The organism is Hymenobacter cellulosilyticus, from assembly GCF_022919215.1.
GTDB lineage: Bacteria > Bacteroidota > Bacteroidia > Cytophagales > Hymenobacteraceae > Hymenobacter > Hymenobacter cellulosilyticus.
The window spans coordinates 391,409-410,652 of the sequence record NZ_CP095046.1; the positions used below are offsets into that span (position 1 = coordinate 391,409).

Genomic DNA, 19,244 nt, shown 5'->3' on the forward strand with positions numbered 1-19,244 from the left:
TTTTAAATCGCGGCACTACGTAATTTTTAGTTCCGCGTCTTCAGTTCACGGGTACTCCGGCTCGGGCTTACCCCCAGCCGGCCCGCAGTAATTAACTTGTTATCAAGCTGGAGACCGGGAACTGGGGCTGGCGGGCGTATCAGACGCAGCGGGCAGCGGGGAAGCACTGTTGGCGGGGAGAGGCAACCCAGAGAAGGAAATTCTCGCATGTAGTAGCACTTTCCACTTCCACTCTGCTACTGCTCTCATGCCTAGTCGTAAGAAAAAACCCACTCCTTCGCATGACTCCAACCGTCAAAGCTGCCCCGTTCCCCAAGGCATCCTGATTGCCGTGGGCGGCCACGAAAACAAGGGCGAAGCACCCGAAAAAGGGTCAAACCAGGACCAGAACCGCAATTTTGTGCCCGATGGTATTCTCACCCGCTTCGTGGAGGAGCTCTCCGGCAACGACCCGCTGATTGTCGTTATTCCCACCGCCTCGTCGGTGCCCGAGGAGGCCGCCGGCGACTACCACGAAGTATTTGGCCGCCTCGGAGTAAAGCGCGTTGAAACTCTCGACATTCGGGAGCGAGGCCATGCCAACGATGAGAAAGCCCTGGAACTCATCAATGAAGCCGCCGGCTTCTGGTTTACGGGCGGCGACCAGCTGCGCCTGACGGCCTTGCTGGGCGGTACGCAGCTGCTGCAGCGCCTGAAAGAGCGCTACACCTTCGAGCGAATCGTTATCGGGGGCACCAGCGCCGGGGCTTCGGCCATGTCGACGCCCATGATTTATGAAGGTCGCAACGACGCGGGCATGCGCAAGGGCGAAATTGCCATTACCACCGGCCTGCAGTTTATGCACGACGTGGCCATCGACACTCACTTTATTGCCCGGGGCCGCATTGCCCGCATGGCCCAGATTATTGCCACCAACCCTACCTGCCTGGGCCTGGGCCTGGAGGAAGACACGGGCGTAGTAGTGCGGGAAGGCTACAAACTCGAAGTTATTGGCAGCGGCCTGGTCACTATTCTGGAAGGCAACAGCTGCACAGCTACCAACATCTACGACATTTCGCCTAATACGCCCTTCTCCATTCGGGACCTGGTATTGCACTTTCTCGGGGCCGGCGAAGAGTATGAGCTGCCCATGCCTCCCGAATTGCACCTGTAGCAACCCGGCTTGCCCCCAAGCTCGACCGTAACCTGCGCGGCTGGTTAGTGCGTACTACCGGTACCCACTAACCAGCTCGTTATGCAACAATCTTCTGCCTCTACTCTCTCGTCGTGGCTGGGCACCGGCCCGGCATTGCCCACCTTCTCGCCGCTCACTAAAAACGCTCAGACCGACGTGGTAGTGGTAGGCGGTGGTATTGCCGGCCTGACTACGGCCTACCTGCTGCTGCGCGAAGGGAAAAAGGTGATAGTGCTGGAAAGCGGCGAGCTGGGCAGTGGCGAAACCGGCCGCACCACGGCCCACCTCTCCAATGCCCTGGATGACCGGTACACCCGCCTCGAACATTTGTTTGGGGAGAAAGGGGCCCGCCTCGCGGCCGAAAGCCACGGCAGCGCCATCGACCAGATCGAGAAGATTGTGCTGGAAGAGAAAATCGACTGCGACTTCACCCGCCTCGACGGCTACCTGTTTTTGCCCAAGGACGGTAAGCCCAAGGAACTCGACGAAGAGTTGGAAGCAGCTCACCGCGCCGGCCTGACCGGCGTGCAGCGCCTGGCCGACTCCCCCACCAAGGGCTTTCAGACCGGCGAGTGCCTGGTGTTTCCCAACCAGGGCCAGTTTCACATTACGAAATACCTGAACGGCCTTGTCGAGGCCATTGTGCGGCGCAAGGGTCAGATTTTCACCAACTCCCACGTCACGGATGTGAAAGGTGGCAGCGAGGCTTCCGTTACGGTGGTCACCGGGGCTACCGTTACGGCTAAGGCGGTGGTTATGGCGACCAACACACCCGTCAACGACCGGGTGGTAATGCACACCAAGCAGCATCCGTATCGTACTTACGTCATCGGGGCCCGGATTCCGAAGGGCTCCGTGACCCTGGCCTTGTACTGGGACACGCCCGACCCCTACCACTACATTCGCCTGCAGGAAGTAAAGGAAGGCCCCCGGGGCGGTACCCCGAATTACGACCTACTTATCGTGGGTGGGGAAGACCATAAGGTAGGCCAGGGCAACCCCGAGGAAAGCCTGCGCTGCCTGGAAGAATGGACCCGTGAGCATTTCCCGATGGTGCAAAGCGTGGAATACCGCTGGTCGGGGCAGGTGCAGGAACCCAGCGACAGTCTGGGCTACGCCGGCCCTAACCCGCTGGACCAGCAAAACGTGTACATCATCACCGGCGACTCGGGCCACGGCATGACCCACAGCACGCTGGGCGCCATGATTATTACCGACCTGATCAAGGGCCGGCAAAATCCCTGGGCGGAGCTCTACGACCCGGGCCGCGTGACGCTGAAGCCGGCTTCGGCCTACGAGTTTGTGCGCGAAAACCTGAACGTGGCCCTGGAGTACACCGAGTTGCTTACCGGCGGCGACGTATCGAAGGAAGAAGAAATACAGCCCGGCAGCGGAGCCGTACTGCGGGAGGGAATTACCAAAGTGGCCGTGTACCGCGACGAGCAGGGCCAGACCCACAAGTGCTCGGCCATCTGCCCCCACCTAGGCTGCGTAGTGCACTGGAACGGGCTGGAGAAAAGCTGGGACTGCCCCTGCCACGGCTCCCGCTTCGATGCCCTGGGCAAGCTCCTCATTGGCCCCGCCAACAGCGACTTGGCCGCCGTAGACCAAGCTGCAGAATAACCTTTTGCGGGGCCGGGGCAACGGCGGTATTTTCCGTATAAACCCCGGCCTCGAAAGGGTATTTACCCTCGGTTCCGGCTTGCCTACCCCCTCTATCTTTGCGTAAGCTTCCTACTATGAAGTAGGAATTGCTACTAGCAAGGATAACGTAGTCAACCAATTACGTGGGCATGGATATTCTGAAATTGTCGCAGCCTAACGCCTTTGTCGTGAGCTTACGGGGCAAGTGTGAGGGGGAGCAGGGCGCTCAGCAACTCGTGGACTTACTGCGCGAGGCCACTCAAAAGAAGGCCAATACCTTGTGGTTGCTGTGTCAGGAGCTTACCTCGGTTGATTTTAGGGCCCAACAGGCGTTGCTCCGGCACCTGCCTTTTCTACAGGATGCCCGTATTAAGCTGACCCTATGCGGCTTGCAGCCTGCGGTGCAGCGGCAGTTTGAAGACTCGGGACTCAACACTTTGGTTTCCGCCCTTCCCTCGGAGGCCTACAAAGGGCCCTACCCTATTCTGCGCTAGCCACTGTCTATAATACGCTGGCCAGGCCACTGATACTCAAAGCTACCACCGCCGTGTTAAAGCCAAACGATACCAGGCCGTGCAACAGCGCCAGGCGGCGCATATACCGCCCGCTGATGCTGACGTCGGCCGTTTGGGCCGTCATGCCCACCACGAAGGAGAAGTAGGCAAAGTCCAGATAATCCGGGGGGTGCTGGCCGGGAAACTCCAGGCCGCCGGCGTCACCGGTGGGCGTCGCGTCGTAGTACAGGTGGGCGTAGCGCAGGGTAAACACCGTGTGTACCAGCAGCCAGGCCAGGGTTACGGCCGCAATGGCCAAACCCACGTGCAGGTGCCCGGCGGGGCTGCTCGTTTCGTGCACGGAGCTAAGCAGCAGCACGACGGCCAGCAGGCTGCTCAGGGCGGCTACCAGCACGAAGGCAAACGACAACGTGCGACTCGCGTCTTCCTGCTGGGCCGTTTCCCGGATGTGCTTTACATCGGCGGTGGCAATGGCGGCCCAGATCAGCAGCAGCGTCGAGAGGCCGAAAGCATCCCAAGCCGCTACGGCGCGGGCGGCAGGCAAGAAATCAGTTGACAGCAATGCCCAGGCGCCAGCGCCCAAAACCAAGGCAACCAGCAGGCGGGTAAGGGCCGAAAGCTGGCCAATACGGTGAATAAGGCGGAAAGCGGCGGACGGCATAGGCAGTAGCTAGTGCCCAAAAGTGCGCAATAAAGCCGGACTACGCACGAGGCGCCGCAGACTAGCCCCAACGGCCTCCCCGTTGCCTTACGGTTGCTGATTTCACGAAAGCTGTTTCGGGCAGGAAAGCCTTTTTCTAGGGCAGCTAGAGCTAAGAACATAATTTTATGTAAAGAATACTTTACAATTAGTAAAGCAAAATATACATTTGACCATGTTCCACTTTTAACCTGATTCTTATGCTCACCCGCTACTTATTTCCCCACCGCTACAAGCGGCTGGGCCTGATTCTGGCTGCCGTGGCCCTGGTACTGGGCCTACTGGAAATGTACGACGTGGTGCAGCTGCCCCACCTGCTGGCCTGGCTGCCTTCCCCCATCGGCAACGCGGAGCTGCCTGACGTGCTGAACGGCGAGAAGGTGCGGGCCAACCACGATTTGTACGCCGTGCTGCTGATTTGCGGCGGGCTGCTGTCGGCCTGCTCCCGCGAAAAACAGGAGGATGAATACATCGGCCGGATTCGGCTGGAGTCGCTACTGTGGGCCATGTATGCTTACTACGCCCTGCTGCTGCTGGCTTTTCTGCTGGTTAGCGGCATGCCCTTTTTCACGGTGATGATGTACGCCATGTTTACGCCGCTGCTGTTGTTTCTGGCGCGGTTTCACCTTGTGCTGCTTCGCAGTGCCCAGGCCGCTTTGCATGAAGAATAATCTGCGCGTAGAACGGGCCGTGCTGCGGCTCACCCAGGAAGAGCTGGCCCAGCGCATCGGCGTCAGCCGCCAAACGATTAACGCCATGGAAGCCGGCAAGTACGTACCCTCCACGGTGCTGGCCCTCAAGCTGGCCCAGGTGTTCGGCAAGCCTGTCGAGCAGCTTTTCACCCTGGAAGCAGAGGATTAAAGCCTGTCCGAAGCTCGAATCCTACGCGTTGGCCGCGGCCTCTGTACTAGCCGCAAACCAGATAGTAAAGGCCGTAGTGCCGGCCGGGGTGGTTTCGAGGCTGAAGGTGAAGCCGTGCTGCAGGAGAATGTCGCGAATCATGGTGAGGCCAATGCCCTGCCCGTCGCGCTTGGTGCTGAAAAACGGGGTAAACAGCTGCCGCTGCACCTCGGGCGCTATACCCGCCCCGTCGTCCTCGATGCGCAGCATGGCTGGGCGCAGGCTGGTGTGAATCGTCAGGTTGCCGTCTTCGCCGATGGATTCGAGGGCGTTTTTTACGATGTTGAGCACCGCCTGCTCAATCTGCTGACAATCCAGCTCTACCCACAGTGGCTCGGGGCCAGGTGCCAGTGCCAGGCAATGCGGCGCTTTTCGCTCTGCACCTGCATGAGGCGGTGAATGGAGCGTACCAAATCGTGCACGTCGCAGGGGCGACGCTTGGGGCGGGCAGGCGCACCAGGTTGGCAAAGTTGGCAATGAAGTTGGCCAGGTGGGTATTGCGGTTGATGGAAACCTCCAGGGCCTCCGAGAAGTCGGTTTGGTCGTCGGGGTGGAGTTGCCCGGTGTAGTAGCTGAAGCTTTGCAGAATGGAGTTGATGGCCCCGATGGAGTTGTTGATTTCGTGCGACATCATCCGGATCAGCTTCTCGTAGGCCTGCTTTTCCTGGCGAATCAGCTCCTGGGTCAGCTCCTCCAGCATGATGAAGTTGCGGGTGAAGCCCCGGTCCAGAAAGTGGGAACAGTGCGCCCGGTACGTCCGGATGCCCGAGAGCTGAATTACCTGGGGCTGCCCGGCCTGCAGGCTGCTCAGTACCGGCCCCCACTCGCCCGGCAGCTGGGCCGGCAGCTGGCCCAGCAACTCTTGCTGGGGCAAGAGCAGACACCGCTCGGCAGCGGGGTTGGCCGCCTCTACCCGTCCATCGAAGTCGAGGAGCAGAATGCCGGCCGGCGAGGCCTGAATCAGGCGCTCCAGCAGGAAGCTTTTCTCGTGCTGGGTAACGCGCTCCTGCCGCAGCTCGTCAATCATGTGGTTGTAGACGTCAATGAGCTGGTCCATTTCCTTCTGCCCCACGGGCACAAACTTCATGGAGAAGTCCTTGGCCCGGATGGCCTCAGTACCGGCCGCAATGAGCTGAAACGGCCGCACAAAGCCGCGGTACAGCTGCACGGTGAGGACAATGGAAATCAGCAGCAGCACTTCCGTGCCAATGAACAGCGGCGCGTTGGTGCGCATAATCTGCACTGCCAGCGCAATGAGCACGCCGTGAATAATGACAACAAACAGCAGAAACTTGACGCGCAGGGTCATGGAGTAAAACTAGGAAGCCAGAGCTACAAAGCTATTTGTTGATGTTACCAGAGAAAAACGTCATGCTGAGCTTGTCGAAGCATCTCTACCGCCAAAGTAATTTTGATTACTACTGTGGTAGAGATGCTTTGACAAACTCAGCATGACGGTACAGGGGTGCGTTCTGCCGTTTAAACGCCCCTTGTCCTTTTCTCATCTGAAGGGGAGCTAGGTGTAGCTTTCTAGCTTTAGCCTTACTGCGCGGCATCAAAGGGAATGTCGTACTTCTCCAGGCGGCGGTAGAGGGCACCGCGGCTGAGGCCCAGAGCTTTGGCTACCCGGCTTACATTGCCGGCGTAAAACTCCATCGACTTGCGGATCATCTGCACCTCTACTTCTTCCAGGGTCATGGAGCCCACGGGTGGCAGCTCGCCGGGCGCCGCGGCTTTGGCAGTCGCTTTGGTAAACTGGGCCTGGAAATCCTCGGGGCTGAGCTCGTCCTTGCCCGACACCAGTACGGCCCGCTCCACCAGGTTTTTCAGCTCCCGGATGTTGCCCGACAGCGGCAGCTCGCGTAGCCAGTGCAGGGCCTTGGTACCTACTTTGAGCGAAGGTCGGTTATAGGTCGTGCGCAGGTTGTTTACGAAATGGTTTACCAGCAGCGGAATGTCGTCGGGCCGCTCCCGGAGGGCGGGCAGGCGCACGGTTATCAGGTTGATGCGGTAGTAAAGGTCTTCGCGGAAACGGCCTTCGCGCACCATCTCGGCCAGGTTGCGGTTGGTAGCGCAAATCACCCGGATGTCGAGGCTGCGGGCCCGGCTGTCGCCGAGCACCTCGTAGGTGCGGTCCTGCAGCACCCGCAGCAGCTTCACCTGGGAGCCCAAATCCAGCTCCCCAATTTCGTCGAGAAAAATGGTACCCTTATTGGCCAGCTCGAAGCGGCCCACCCGGTCGGTTTTGGCATCGGTGTAAGCGCCGCGGCGGTGCCCGAACATCTCACTCTCGAACAGCGAGGCTGAAATACCGCCCAGGTTGACTTTCACGAAGGCTTTGTCGCGACGGTGGCTGTTCTGGTGAATGGCTTCGGCAATGAGCTCCTTGCCCGTCCCGCTTTCCCCCTCAATCAGTACCGAGGCGTCGGTGGCGGCCACCTGGCCCACGTTGCGCAGCACGTGCAGCAGCTGGGCGTCGGCTCCGATGATGTTGCGGAAGTTGAACTGCCGGTCCAGGTCGCGGCGGCTTAGGGCGGTGCCGGTTTCGGCGGGCCGCTCTTGCAAACTCAGAATCGTGCGAATGGTCTGGAGTAGGGAGTCGTTGTTCCAGGGCTTGGTCACGAATTCGGCAGCCCCGGCCTTGATACCTTCCACGGCCAAGGTGATAGAGCCCCAGCCCGTTATCAGAATGACGGGAACCTGGGGCGCAAGAGCTTTGACCTGGGCCAGCAGCTGCAGCCCGTCGTGGCCGGAGGTGTCCAGGGAGTAGTTCATGTCCATCAGCACCAGGGCCGGGGGCGCGGCACTGATCAGCGCCAGCGCCTCTTCCGGCGTGGCTACGCCCTTGGTGGGATAGCCCGCCTGCTTCAGTAGCAGCCCCAGCGACATGCGGACGGCCAGGTCGTCATCAACAATAAGAATCATAGCAGTAGCGCGAAGAACGGAAATCGGCAAGGAAAGGCCAAGCACAGCCGAAAGCCGGGGCTACCCCGGGCCAAGGAAGTTGGAGCAGCTGTTTCGCCCAGCGGCGCTCCGCGGCGTCTGCATGCGCCACTACTTCTCCTGGCCCGGGGCAGCCCCGGCAGCTGGCTCTACTCCTCCCGCAACGACACGGCAGGCTGGATGGCGGCGGCAATGCGGCTAGGCTGCAGCGCGCAAACGGCCGTAAGCACGAAGATCAGCAAGGTGGCCAGACCCATAGCCTGCAAATACACCTCCGAAGCCAGCCCAAACACGCCCAGCAGCGGAAATTGCACTGCCAGAGCCAGCCCGCCCAGCACGCCGAGCGTCGTGACGACCATCATTTCGCCCAGAAACTGCCCGCTGATGCCGTTGCCGGTGGCGCCCAGGGCCCGGCGCAGCCCGATTTCGGCCTTGCGCTGGTTGATATTGTACCAGAGCACCCCAAACAAGCCCAGGGCCACGTTGATAATCAGGAACAAGCCCACCATGCCCAGCGCGGCCAGCGGCGTCACGATGACCTTCATTTTGTCGCGGCGGTTCTCGGCCAGGGTATTCACGTTAGCATCCCAGCCCTTAGTCATGGCCTTGATCTTGCGCACCAGCTGCTGCTCGAGCACCGCGCCGCTACCGGGCTGCACCCGCACCAGCAGCAGTGGGTCTTCCTGGTTGCCGATTTTGGTCGTCCCGTTCAACACCCGACGCTGAAAAAGGGCGGGCTCATTGGCCGCAAAGTCGCTGCCGGAGCGGTAGGCGTCAATTACGCCGACAATCTGCCATCTTTCGGTGCCTTTCTCATTGGTCATGACCTTGCCCACGGCTGGCTCCGAGCCGAACATAGCCTCGGCAAACTTCTGGTTGACAACCACCCGGTGATGAGCGGCGCCATCGTCGCGACGGTCAAACCAGCGGCCAGCCACCACGTTCAGACCCAGCACCTGCACCATGTCGTCATCCGCATCATAGAACTCGGTCAGCGGGGCTTGCTTGCCCTTATAGCGGTACTCGTCGGTGTTCATGTTGCTGAACGAGAAGGGCGAATTATGGCTGGTGTGCGTTACGGCCACCACGCCGGGCGTGGCCTTGAGCTGCTGCAGCACCATGCGCAAAGTACCCTTGCGGTCCGTTGTGTCCAGGCCGGGAGTCAGGTCAAACTCCCACACGTTGTCGGGGCGGAAGCCCATGGGCTGCCGGTAATTATAGTAGTTGCTCACCAGCAGCACGCTCACCACGAAGAGCACGAAAAACGAGAGCAGGATTTCGGCGATGAGCAGGAAGTTGGACCGTTTCCGGTTCCAGATTAGGGTAAACAGGTGACGTATCATCAGGTGAGATGGTAAAATGGTGAGATGGTAAGTGAAGGCGGCGCGGCGGGAGGTGAAATAGAAAGCCGTTGTTCTTCGAGCAGATTGAACCTCAGCTCGCTATTTCACCCGTTCACCACCTTACTTTCCTTTCAGGGCCTGTACCGGCTGCAGGCGCGACATCTTGAAGGCCGGATACACACCCGAGAGCACGCCGAAGAACAACGTCACGAGCAGAGCCCAGCTGAAGATGCGCCAGTTCAGCTCGAAGTGGGCGTAGGCCAGAATCTGAGCTCCGTCGATAAGCTGCAGGGCTACGTACGCCAGCAGCAGCCCCAGCAGGCCCCCGATGGTAGTCAGGAAGATGTTTTCGACCAGGAACTGCCCGATGAGCGTACCACCGGTGGCCCCAAAGGCCTTGCGCACTCCGATTTCGGAGGAGCGTTCCATAATGCGGCTCACGTTGATGTTGACCAGATTCAGGGCCGGCAGCAGCATAAAGAGCAGAGCAATGCCCGACAGAATGGAGTACAGAATGCCCAGGCCGTTGGACTCGTAGTTGGTCAGCGGGCTCATGATCTGGCGGGAATAAGAAGCCAGCAGCGGGTCGGCGTGCAAATCCAGGTGGTCCATTTCCTTGGGGTCGGTAAGCGGAATGCGCTTGACCACCTGATCGAACTCGGCCTGCACGGCGGCAATATCCCCGGTGGACTTGGCCAGCACGATGGCCGAAAAGTCGCCGTCGAGGCTCACGCGCTTCAGGTCACTGGGGCTGTTGGTCAGCGGCACCCACACGTCGGCGTAGGAAGCCAGGCGCATGGCCGGCACGTCTTCCACCACCCCGATGACGCGGAAGTTGGACTGGTTGATTTCAATTGAGCGGCCCACCACGCCCTGGTCGGTGCCGAAGTACTTGCGGGCCGTGGTGCGGTTGATGACGGCCACGTGGGCAGCCGACTTTACCTCCGACTGGGTGTAGGGCTTGCCATCGTGGAAGGTGAAATCCAGTACCTGCCAAAAGCCTTCGTCGGTGTACTTCAAATCCAGGTCGATGCGGCTGTTGCCCACGTAGCTGGGCGTGGCGTGGAAGTTGGAGTAGATGGCCACTTTCTCCGGCGTCCGCAGCGGGCGCACGTACTTATCGAGCAGGTAGTAGCTGGGTGGGGAGTTCTGGTTGCCGCCGTTCTTATACTTAATGTGCAGGAAATTGGCAAACAGCATCCGGTCCAGGCGCGACTCCGGGGCGTGGGCCCCCACGGTGTGGTCGAACATGGCCACTACGACCAGCAGCACCATCAGCGTGAAGCTGATGCCGAACAGGCTGATGAAGGTGAAGAACTTGCGGCGCAACAGCACCTTCCAGGCAATTTTGAGGTAGCTAAGCAGCATAAGACTGAGGCTGAAAAGAAGAGTAGTGGTGAAGCGTGGCCAGCCGCCGCTGCAGCAGGGCGCGGGCTTTGCTGAGCTGCGATTTGGAAGTGCCCTCCGAAATGCCCAGCAGCGCGGCAATTTCGGGGTGGTTGTAGCCCTCCACCGCGTAGAGGTTGAATATGGTGCGGTAGCCGGCGGGCAGGTCCTGAATCAGGCGCAGCAGGTCGGCCGTTTCCAGGTTGCTTTCGGCCGCGGCTCCGATGGTGGCTACCCCGTCGTGGCACTCGTCGATGTCGAGGTGCAGGGGTTGCCGGCGGCGCAGCTGGCCCAGGGCCTCGTTGATCATGATGCGGCGCACCCAGCCCCGGAAGCTGCCTTCGTGGCGGTACTGCTCCAGGGCCCGAAACACTTTCACAAACCCGAGCACCAGAGCTTCTTCGGCTTCTTCCTGGCGGCGCAGGTAGCGCAGGCACACGGCCAGCATGCCGGGGGCCAGCCGGTCGTAGAGCACCTTCTGGGCCCGGGGATTACCGCGGCGGCACTCGGCCACCAGGTCGGTTTCGGAAAGAGCGGATAAGGAAGAGAGCCGCATAAGGCGAAATAGTGAAGGGGTGAAATGGTGAGTTTGCGGGAGACAGTGGAATAGTGGAGCGGAACGACAACTCCCCAGTTCACACCTCTTCAGTTCACCGTTTAGCTGACTTGGCTGCCGTCGAAGAAGCGGATGACCCGCTCGGTCTTGAGAGCCTGCTGCTCGTCGTGGGTTACCATCACGATGGTCACGCCGTCGTGGCGGTTGAGGCCCAGCAGCAGATCCATAATTTCCTCGCCCATCACCGAGTCGAGGTTGCCGGTGGGTTCGTCGGCCAGAATCAGCTCGGGGTTGCCGGCCAGGGCCCTAGCAATGGCCACGCGCTGGCGCTGCCCGCCCGAAAGCTGGCTGGGAAAGTGGTTGGTGCGGGCACTGAGGCCTACTTTGTCGAGGGCGGCGTGGGCCCGCTGCCGGCGCTCCTTGCCGCTCACGCTGCTGCGGTAAAGCAAAGGCAGCTCCACGTTGTCGAGCACCGAGAGGTCGTTGATCAGGTGGTAGCTCTGGAAGACGAAGCCGAGTTTCTGGTTGCGCAGGTGGGCCAGCTCCTTGTCGGAATAAGACGTAACCGGCCGGCCTGCAATTTCTACCTGGCCCGAGGAAGGCTCATCGAGCAGGCCCATAATGCTGAGCAGCGTGGATTTGCCGCAGCCCGAAGGCCCCATAATCGACACAAACTCGCCCTTGTTGATGGTCAGGTTTACCCGGTTCAGGGCCACCGTTTCGATGGTTTTGGTCTGGTACACCTTCTCGATGTCGGTGAGCTTGAGCATGGCCGTGGCCGGAGCCACGCGGGCCGTGGCAGAGTCGAGCAGATTGTGGGGTGCCGTCGTGGAGTTCATAGGATGGAGCAGTTGGTAGTCGATGGAAGGTTCTGAGGGAGCAACCAGCTGTCCGTGTCCGTTTTTGCGCGGCGAAGTGGCTGGCTTGACTATGTATAGCCAAGCCCTGTGCCAAGTTTGTAAAACATTGTATTTCAAATAATTACAACAACAAACACAAAATAGCGCGTTGAAAATATTGTCCGAAAACGGACACGGTGTTCGATTATGGAAGCCGCCCTGTACGGTTTTGTGATTTTTTCTGATGGGAAGGGCAGTGCCCGGCCTAAAACCGCTCGAAACAACTAACCATCAGGTTTTTATTGGCTTAAAAAGCTTTATCTTCTACCTGCATAGTATTCACCGACCTAACCCAATTCCCATGCCCACCACAGCCACGAGTATCCGCGACGAAATCCGGCGCGCCAACGACACCTTCGAAACCAGCTTCGAACAGGGCGACGCGGCCGCCATTGCCAACCTGTTTACCACGGCGGGCGTGCTGCTGCCCGCGGGCATGGAGCCCATTGAAGGCCTTTCGGGCATTCAGGCATTCTGGCAAGGTGCCATGGAAATGGGCGTCAAGCAGGTGCGCCTCCAAACCCGCGACATTGAGGAGCTGGAAGACACGGCCATTGAGCTGGGTACCTACACCCTTTTCGACGGCAACCACCAGCCGATGGACCAGGGCAAGTACCTAGTCGTCTGGAAAGAGCAGCAGGGCCACTGGAAGCTTCACCAGGATATCTGGAACACCAGTCTGGCTGCTCCCGGCCGCAAAGCCGCGTAAAGCGGAGCACCTGCCCTTGCCAGGACGCAGAACGTTCCGCGCCTCAAGCAGCGTCAATCCGTCCGCTGCTATGTGCTGAGTTGTCCTTAAGTGAAAAGCCCTGACGTTGCGCTAACGTCAGGGCTTTTTGGTAAAAGGTCACTTCGTGCTTCGCAGAGGACGGATTGCTTCGTCCTTCGTCCTCGCAATGACAAAACATCAACTCACCAGCTCACTATTTCACCCCTTCAGTATGCAGTGGCTGCTGTAGCGCGAAGTCGTAGAGAGTGAGGGCGCGGAGGCGGTAGTGCGCCACCCAGCAGGCGCGCAGGGCGGCAATGTAGGCCCGCTTGGCCTGGTCTTTTTCGGCCAGGGCAATGTTCAGGTCGGTGAGGCTGATGCGGCCCACCTGGTAGGTGGCGCGGGCAATGTCGTAGCGCTGCTGGGCCAGGGAATCGGCCTGGGCCGACAGCTCCAGCTGCTCGTGCAGGCTGCTGAGCTGGGCGGCCTGGGTTACCACGCTCTGCTCGAAGGTGCTCTGCTCCTGGGCCACGGTTTGCTGCACCTGCTGACGGGTCAACTCGGCCGTTTTGACGATGGACTTTTGCCGGCCCCAGTCCACGATGGGCATGGAAAACGTCAGACTCAGCTGATTCTGGCTTTGCAGGGTGTTATAGGTCGACCAGAAATTCTGGGTGCTGTTCACGTAGCCCAGGTTGGCCACCAGGCTGGCTTGCAAACCGGTGGTGCCTTTGGCCAAAGCCACCTCACTTTCGGCCTGCAGTAGGCGGCGGCGAAACGCCAGGGTTTCCCGTCGGTTCTGGCGGGCTTGCTCCAGTGCCTGCGCGGGGTCAATAGCAAGTATGGTCGTGGGCTCGGGCACGGTCAGCTGCAGGGCTTCGGCCGAGAGGCCAGTGTAGCTTTGCAGGTCGACGGCGGCCGTCTGAGCGTCGAGCAGGGCCTGGCCGAGAGCTTTGCGGGAGTTAAGCAGGTTAAGTTGGAGCAGTAGCAGGTCGCTCTGGGAAAGACGGCCGAGCTGGAACCGCTCCTTGCCCAAACGTAGCATTTCGGCGTTGGCCTGGGCGTTCTGGCGGGCCACGTCGGCATTTACCTGCTGGAGCAGCACGTCAAAATACAGCTCCGTGATGCGCTGAGCAATATTCTCGCGCTCCTCCACATACTGCCGCCCCGATTCCTGGTAGCGCAGCGGCTCGATCTTGCGGGCCCAGCGCAGGTTGTTGTACCCGCCGATAGGCTGGGTGAGCCCGATACCGAAGGGCTGGTTGCGGTAGGTCCGGTCGTCGCGGTTGAAGTCGTCGAAGCGCTGCACCGAGGAGCTGAGGTAAATCTGGCCCCCGGTAGGACCAATGTTCTGGGTCAGGGCGACGCCCAAGTTGGCGTTGTGGGTCCGGATGGCCCGAAAGCCCGTGGTGCCATCGGGCTGCACCACCGGCGAAATCTCCCGCCGGTAACCGGGTACCGTGCCCTGCAGGCCCAGTTGCGGCCGGTAGTTGGAAAGATAGGTGCGGTACTGCCAGTAGCTGGTTTCGCGGTTGGTAGCGGCCTGCTTGGCCACCGACGACTGGGCCAGGGCCTGCTCAATAACCTGGGGCAGGCTCAGGGGCGCGGCGGTTTGGGCCACGGTGGGCAAAGTCAGCAGCAGACCGCCGAGAGTGCCCAGCATTTTTGCGCGGAGGGTAGAAAGTCGTTTCATCACGCAGCTACTTAGTCTTTGATGGTCAGGGAAGGCGTATCCTTGTACTCCTTTAGCTCACTGAGCACGATTTCGTCGCCGGGCTGCAATCCACTGATTATCTGCACGTAGTCGAAGTTACTGTCGCCAAAGCGGACGGTGCGCTGCTCCGCTTTCCCGTCGCGCAGCACGAATACCGCCTGCTCTTTGCCGCCCTGGTAGAACGGTCCGTTTTTGACCCGCACCACCTTGTGCTGGGCCTTGGTTACCACAAATACGTCGGCGCGCAGGTTGGCCCGCAAGGCGGGGTGGTGGTCGTCGGTGAGCTTGGCGTAGAAGGTTACCACACCCTTGTCCACGGCCGGGCTGACGGTGGTGACGGTGCCGCGCAAATCGGTGTCGTTTACGCGCACCACCACCGCGTCGCCCAGGTGCAGGGCATCGGCGTAGGTGTCGGAAATGGAGGCCCGTACCCGGAAACGGCTCAAATCGGCTACCCGGGCCAGGGCATCGCCCTGGTTGACGGTGGTGCCAATGTCCTCATTCACCCAGGTAAGCACGCCGGGCTGCTGGCTGCTGATGTTGGCCTGGGCCAGCTTACCGGCCAGCTCCGTGATGCTACGGTCCTGAATCTGCATGGTAAAGCCCAGCTCACGCTTATCGGCGGCGTTGGCGGCGCGCTGGTTGCGAATCTGCTCCCCGAGGCGCTGCAATTCCAGCTGGGCCACTTTCAGGTTCAGTTCGGCCTGCCGCACACTCTCGGCCGTACCACCCCCGATTTTGAGCAGGTACTGCTCGTCGCGTAGCGTCGACTGCAGGCTGCGGACTTTCACCTGCTGTACCTTTTCCTGGGACTCCAGGTCGTTCAGGGCTTTTTCCAGGGTGAGCTGCAGCTGGCCGTCCTTGTTGCGGTTCTGCTGCTGCTCATCCTGCAGCTTGGCCAGGGCCGTAGTCGTGAGCTCCTTGTCGAGCTCCAGGATGGTCTGGCCCGGCTGCACCTTCTCCCCTACCTGCAGGGCCACGCGCCGGATGGTACTTTGAATGGGGCTGGTAATAACTGCCTCGCGGCCCGGGATAATCACTCCGGCAGCTGTGAGGGAAGCCTCCACATCCCCGATTTCCACTTTCGTAGTCAGGATTTGGTCGCGCCGGATGCTGGGCTGCAGCACCGAGCGAAAAGCCAGCAGGCCCGCTACCACCAGTAGCAGCGCGGCGGTGCCGATAAGCCACTGCCGACGGCGGCGGCGGGTATGCGTGGCGGGAGATATTGCTCTGTCCATTTTCGTGCAGGGAGGTAGTAGTTTCCCCTGGATAGAGCCAAGCCGCGTGCCATTTCAATAATAAACTGATTATCTTTTACTTACACGCCACACAGCTGTTTGCTTCGCCTAAAACTCTGTCCGGAAATGGACAGCGTGTTCGGAAGTGGAAACCCAACTGTCCGCTTCCCGACTGGCAGTAGTAAAAAACAAAGCCGCCCGCTGTGCAAGCACAACGGGCGGCAGAGGAAACGGTATTACGCTGGACAGGCTAGGCTCCGGCCAAACAATTGCTACTTACGGCGCAGGCGTCGCAAAGCCAAAGCCACGCCACCAGCCAGCAGTAGGCTGGCTCCCCCATCAATAGGAGCGGTGGTAGCGCCCGGTTGGGGGCCGCCATTACCAGGGCCCTGGGCCAAGGCTGGCAATTGGCTCATGCCTACCAATAATACCCCCGTCAGGGCAATGCGACGAATCAAAACATTAGTCATTCTTTCAGGTAATTTATTTTTTAGTGGTTGATTTTACTGTATTACCAGTTTGTGGGTAAGCACCCCAGCCTGGCTGCGCACCTGCACGGTGTATACGCCCGGGGTTAAGCCCGCTACCGGCACGGTAGTGCGCAACTCCTGGCCTCCCACGGGAAGCTGCTGCTGCCACACAGCCTGGCCGATGTTGTTGAGCAGCACTAGCTCTACCCAGCTGCCGCTCACGCCGTTGGCTACCAGGGTCAAAGGTGCTGCGGCGCTGGCGGGATTGGGGTACAGTTGCAACTCGCCCTGCCAGGTGCGGGCCTTGGCATTGGCCAGAATAGCGGCCTGGTGCAGGTGCAGCACAAAGCGCGTGGTGCTCAGTCCTTGGCTTAGGGCTACCGAGTAGGCACCCTCACGCAGATTGTGCCACGTCCCGCTCAGCTTGTCTTCTAACCAGACTGGCTCGGTAGCCGACAGGTTCAGTATCTGGGCAGCCGAGAAGCTGTACGTGCCGGCTACGGCGGCGTGCACACCCAACGATAAGCTGCGGGGCGCGCTGCCCGTGGGCAGGCCCTGAATAGCCAGTCCCTCGCTGCCCACCACCTGATAGAGGCTGGGCTGTTGACCGCCGTTGAGCTGCACTTTCACCGCGTCATAGGCCGCATCGAAGCCCGCCGTGGCGCCGGCCTGCTCATAAACGTAGAACTCGTCCTGACTGGCGGTTCCTGTGGCACCTTGGCGCTGCAGCGTAAGCTGGACCAACGGCCGGGTTTCGGTACCGGCCGGGCGGGCGTAGCCGGGGGCCGAATACGTGGTTTCGCGGGAGGCATCCGAGAAAGCCACGCTGCCGAAAGCCCCAACTGAGCTTACGCGCACAAAGAACGCCTGCCCCTGGGGAATGATATTGGTGCCTACTCCATTGACATAAGCCGTGTAGCCGCCCTCGTAGCGGCTGAGCGAGCGATACACGTAGGCAGCCGCGTCTATGTTGGTCCGGCTCACCCGGTTCCAGTCGATTGGGGAGGGGTAAGGATTGCCTAGCAGATGCCAGCCTGCCTCGGCCTGGGAACTGCGTGTCAGGCCGCTTACGCCCACGGAAGCGCTGGTCAGCGTGGAACCCGTGACTTCAAAAAAGTTACCGGCCGGCTCATTAATAGTCAGACCCCGGCCGGCCACCAGGCTCTGGCTAGCGGCTGAAGGCGACACCCATCCCTGATTGAAGCCATCTGAGCCTGCCACCGCGCCCACCCGGCTCTGGTCGTAGGCCAGCACTGTGGGGAAAGGGGTAACTAGGCTGGGCTCAGCTGCGAAGTTGTAACTGGCGTTGATTTGCAGCGGACCAGGCGCCGTGGTAGCCTGTGGGGTGGTGCCTATGTTCAGATTCGCCAGTGTAGCGCCAAGTACGGCGGGCGAATAGTGCCGGTAGCCAAAGCCAGCATTGCTAGCCGCGTCAATATAGCGCTGCACCGTGGTAGCACCGGTCACGACGCCGCCACTGTTGACGACCATAGCCGTTCCGGCGCTGGAGGAAGCCAGCACGAAGGGCTGCGCATTGGTAGCCAGGTTGCCGGTCAGCGTGAGCAGACGCTGCACTGTCACGGGGCCGGCCAGGCTGGCCCCGGCCGGGCCCACGGTCAGGTTTTGCAGGGTGGTGGGAGCCGTGCCGCCTAAAACCTGGACGGTGCTGCCGCTGAAAGCCAGGGTACCTGAGCCCGTAGCCGAGAAAGCGCCATTGTTGACAAAGTTTCCCATCAGGCTCAGGGTACCGCCCTCGGCAATGCTCAGCTGGGCCCCGCTGGCCAGGGTAACCTGCTTGGCCGTGGGCGTGCTGGTGCTGATGCTGGGGTAGCGGCTCAGGCCCGCCGGAATGGTCACGTCATCGGTAGCCGTGGGCACCGTGCCCCCCGACCAGTTGCCGGCATCGGTCCACGAAGAAGACACCGCGCCGGTCCACGTAATGCCTGAAATGGTAATGGTAGCCTTGTACGTGGCAGTTGAAGTCACAACATATATGTCGTTGCCTTGTACAAAGGTATACCCATTGCCGGCCGGCAGGGAAGGCCCGACGGTCCAGGTATTGGTAGTCGGGTTATAGATCTGCACATCGGGGACGAAATTTGTCGAGCTAGCTCCACCGCCTAGCACGTACATATTGCCGTCCGGGCCTAGCACCACGGAGGCATACAGCTTAGCTTTGGGAAGGGGTGCGGCGCTGGTCCACACCCGCGTGGCGGGGTTATATACGGAGTGAGTCGTAACCGCATCCCGATAGTAATAGGCCATATCTTCCTTCCCGCCGCCAAAAGCATGCAACAGCCCATTGGCATCAAAGGCAATGGCAGCCATGCTCCTATCCGAATAATATCCGTTTAGAGGCCCACCACTGTTTGGTGGGATTATAACGTCATTAAGCCACGCATTCGTGGCCGGATCAAAGACGCTGATACCAGCCCGGTCTTCGTAGACGTAGATTTTACCATCCGGCCCTAGCCATTCACCCAAAATAATACTCTGGTTTCCGGAAGTCGCCCTGGGATAGTTAGGTAGCGTACTAGCAGCCCAGGTGTCAGTGGCTGGATTATACGTCATCGAAGAGCTCGGAATAGGACTATTATAGCCCAGATAGACGCCTCCGATGTTGTAAATCAGGCCATCCTTAGCTACCCCGCCGTTGGAGGCCAGTGGCCGTAGCATAGAGGCTTTGGTGCTCCAGGTATTGGTAGCAATGTCGTAGACCTGGAGTTTATCGGTGTACTCTCTTCCCGTCCTGGTTTGAAGGGACCCACCAAACACATACACTTTGCCATCTAGATAGGCACTGCCACCGTTGTACTGTTCTTGCGGCATTTTAGCCAGAGACGTCCAAGCGCTGAGCGCCGAACTGCGGGCGGCCGCGCCCGAGCCTGAACCGATGGTGTTGGCCGGCAGCGTGACGCGCTGCGGAGCTTGGGCCGACGCACTCAGGCTGCCGGCCAGCGTGGCCACGGCCACGGCGGGTAATAATAGACGCATGAAGTTAGAAGTAAACGTGTTGGAATAGGCAAAAACGCGGTAAGCGCGGTACAGGAACA

General features: G+C 60.2%; 18 protein-coding genes. 6 read left to right on the top strand and 12 right to left on the bottom strand.

Features of this window, described 5'->3' with window-relative positions; translation table 11 throughout:
* The first annotated feature begins 247 nt into the window (after positions 1-247).
* From MUN79_RS01880 to MUN79_RS01890, 3 genes are all read left to right on the top strand, one after another.
* On the top strand, positions 248-1,153 hold the full coding sequence (locus MUN79_RS01880) for a cyanophycinase (protein WP_244676124.1): 906 nt from the start codon (positions 248-250) through the stop codon (positions 1,151-1,153).
* An 81-nt stretch (positions 1,154-1,234) separates the two neighbouring features.
* Positions 1,235-2,797 carry an FAD-dependent oxidoreductase gene (locus MUN79_RS01885; RefSeq protein WP_244676125.1) on the top strand — a complete coding sequence of 521 codons (1,563 nt, stop codon included), beginning with the start codon at positions 1,235-1,237 and terminating at the stop codon, positions 2,795-2,797.
* A 170-nt stretch (positions 2,798-2,967) separates the two neighbouring features.
* Positions 2,968-3,312 carry an STAS domain-containing protein gene (locus MUN79_RS01890; RefSeq protein ID WP_244676126.1) on the top strand — a complete coding sequence of 115 codons (345 nt, stop codon included), beginning with the start codon at positions 2,968-2,970 and terminating at the stop codon, positions 3,310-3,312.
* A gap of 7 nt (positions 3,313-3,319) precedes the next feature.
* Here MUN79_RS01890 and MUN79_RS01895 read toward each other — a convergent pair whose 3' ends face one another.
* The gene (locus MUN79_RS01895; protein WP_244676127.1) at positions 3,320-3,994 is read right to left on the bottom strand and encodes a DUF1345 domain-containing protein; all 675 of its coding nucleotides are present in this window, start codon (positions 3,992-3,994) and stop codon (positions 3,320-3,322) included.
* 239 nt (positions 3,995-4,233) lie between these two features.
* Between MUN79_RS01895 and MUN79_RS01900 the strand changes: the two genes are divergently transcribed.
* A complete protein-coding gene (locus tag MUN79_RS01900) occupies positions 4,234-4,704 on the top strand; it encodes a hypothetical protein (protein ID WP_244676128.1) in 471 nt (156 codons plus the stop codon).
* On the top strand, positions 4,694-4,894 hold the full coding sequence (locus tag MUN79_RS01905) for a helix-turn-helix transcriptional regulator (protein ID WP_244676129.1): 201 nt from the start codon (positions 4,694-4,696) through the stop codon (positions 4,892-4,894). Before MUN79_RS01900 ends, MUN79_RS01905 begins: the two co-directional genes overlap by 11 nt.
* Positions 4,895-4,915: 21 nt before the next feature.
* On the opposite strand, the gene MUN79_RS01910 is transcribed toward MUN79_RS01905, so the two are convergent.
* From MUN79_RS01910 to MUN79_RS01940, 7 genes are all read right to left on the bottom strand, one after another.
* Positions 4,916-5,224, bottom strand: a complete 309-nt coding sequence (locus MUN79_RS01910) for an ATP-binding protein (protein WP_244676130.1) — start codon at positions 5,222-5,224, stop codon at positions 4,916-4,918.
* Positions 5,225-5,231: 7 nt separating this feature from the next.
* On the bottom strand, positions 5,232-6,242 hold the full coding sequence (locus MUN79_RS01915; RefSeq protein WP_244676131.1) for a sensor histidine kinase: 1,011 nt from the start codon (positions 6,240-6,242) through the stop codon (positions 5,232-5,234).
* A 233-nt stretch (positions 6,243-6,475) separates the two neighbouring features.
* Positions 6,476-7,858 carry a sigma-54-dependent transcriptional regulator gene (locus MUN79_RS01920; RefSeq protein ID WP_244676132.1) on the bottom strand — a complete coding sequence of 461 codons (1,383 nt, stop codon included), beginning with the start codon at positions 7,856-7,858 and terminating at the stop codon, positions 6,476-6,478.
* 167 nt (positions 7,859-8,025) lie between these two features.
* A complete protein-coding gene (locus MUN79_RS01925; protein WP_244676133.1) occupies positions 8,026-9,219 on the bottom strand; it encodes an ABC transporter permease in 1,194 nt (397 codons plus the stop codon).
* Between the two features lie 120 nt (positions 9,220-9,339).
* The gene (locus MUN79_RS01930) at positions 9,340-10,587 is read right to left on the bottom strand and encodes an ABC transporter permease (protein ID WP_244676134.1); all 1,248 of its coding nucleotides are present in this window, start codon (positions 10,585-10,587) and stop codon (positions 9,340-9,342) included.
* Positions 10,577-11,161: an RNA polymerase sigma factor gene (locus MUN79_RS01935; protein ID WP_244676135.1), complete on the bottom strand. Its 585-nt coding sequence runs from the start codon at positions 11,159-11,161 to the stop codon at positions 10,577-10,579. Before MUN79_RS01935 ends, MUN79_RS01930 begins: the two co-directional genes overlap by 11 nt.
* Positions 11,162-11,262: 101 nt before the next feature.
* Positions 11,263-11,931, bottom strand: coding sequence for an ABC transporter ATP-binding protein (locus MUN79_RS01940; RefSeq protein ID WP_244678265.1), 669 nt, complete (start codon positions 11,929-11,931; stop codon positions 11,263-11,265).
* 430 nt (positions 11,932-12,361) lie between these two features.
* Between MUN79_RS01940 and MUN79_RS01945 the strand changes: the two genes are divergently transcribed.
* A complete protein-coding gene (locus MUN79_RS01945) occupies positions 12,362-12,769 on the top strand; it encodes a YybH family protein (protein WP_244676136.1) in 408 nt (135 codons plus the stop codon).
* Between the two features lie 214 nt (positions 12,770-12,983).
* Here the strand turns inward: MUN79_RS01945 and MUN79_RS01950 are convergent, their stop codons facing one another.
* The 4 genes from MUN79_RS01950 to MUN79_RS01965 all read right to left on the bottom strand — a co-directional run bounded on the left by MUN79_RS01950 (position 12,984) and on the right by MUN79_RS01965 (position 19,185).
* Positions 12,984-14,432, bottom strand: a complete 1,449-nt coding sequence (locus MUN79_RS01950; protein WP_244676137.1) for a TolC family protein — start codon at positions 14,430-14,432, stop codon at positions 12,984-12,986.
* 41 nt (positions 14,433-14,473) lie between these two features.
* Positions 14,474-15,721 (bottom strand): efflux RND transporter periplasmic adaptor subunit, encoded by a 1,248-nt coding sequence (locus MUN79_RS01955; protein WP_244676138.1) that lies wholly within the window; start codon positions 15,719-15,721, stop codon positions 14,474-14,476.
* 272 nt (positions 15,722-15,993) lie between these two features.
* Positions 15,994-16,191 (bottom strand): PID-CTERM protein-sorting domain-containing protein, encoded by a 198-nt coding sequence (locus MUN79_RS01960; RefSeq protein ID WP_244676139.1) that lies wholly within the window; start codon positions 16,189-16,191, stop codon positions 15,994-15,996.
* Between the two features lie 33 nt (positions 16,192-16,224).
* Entirely contained in the window at positions 16,225-19,185 is a 2,961-nt protein-coding gene (locus MUN79_RS01965) for a DUF8693 domain-containing protein (protein ID WP_244676140.1), read from the bottom strand.
* Positions 19,186-19,244: the final 59 nt, after the last annotated feature.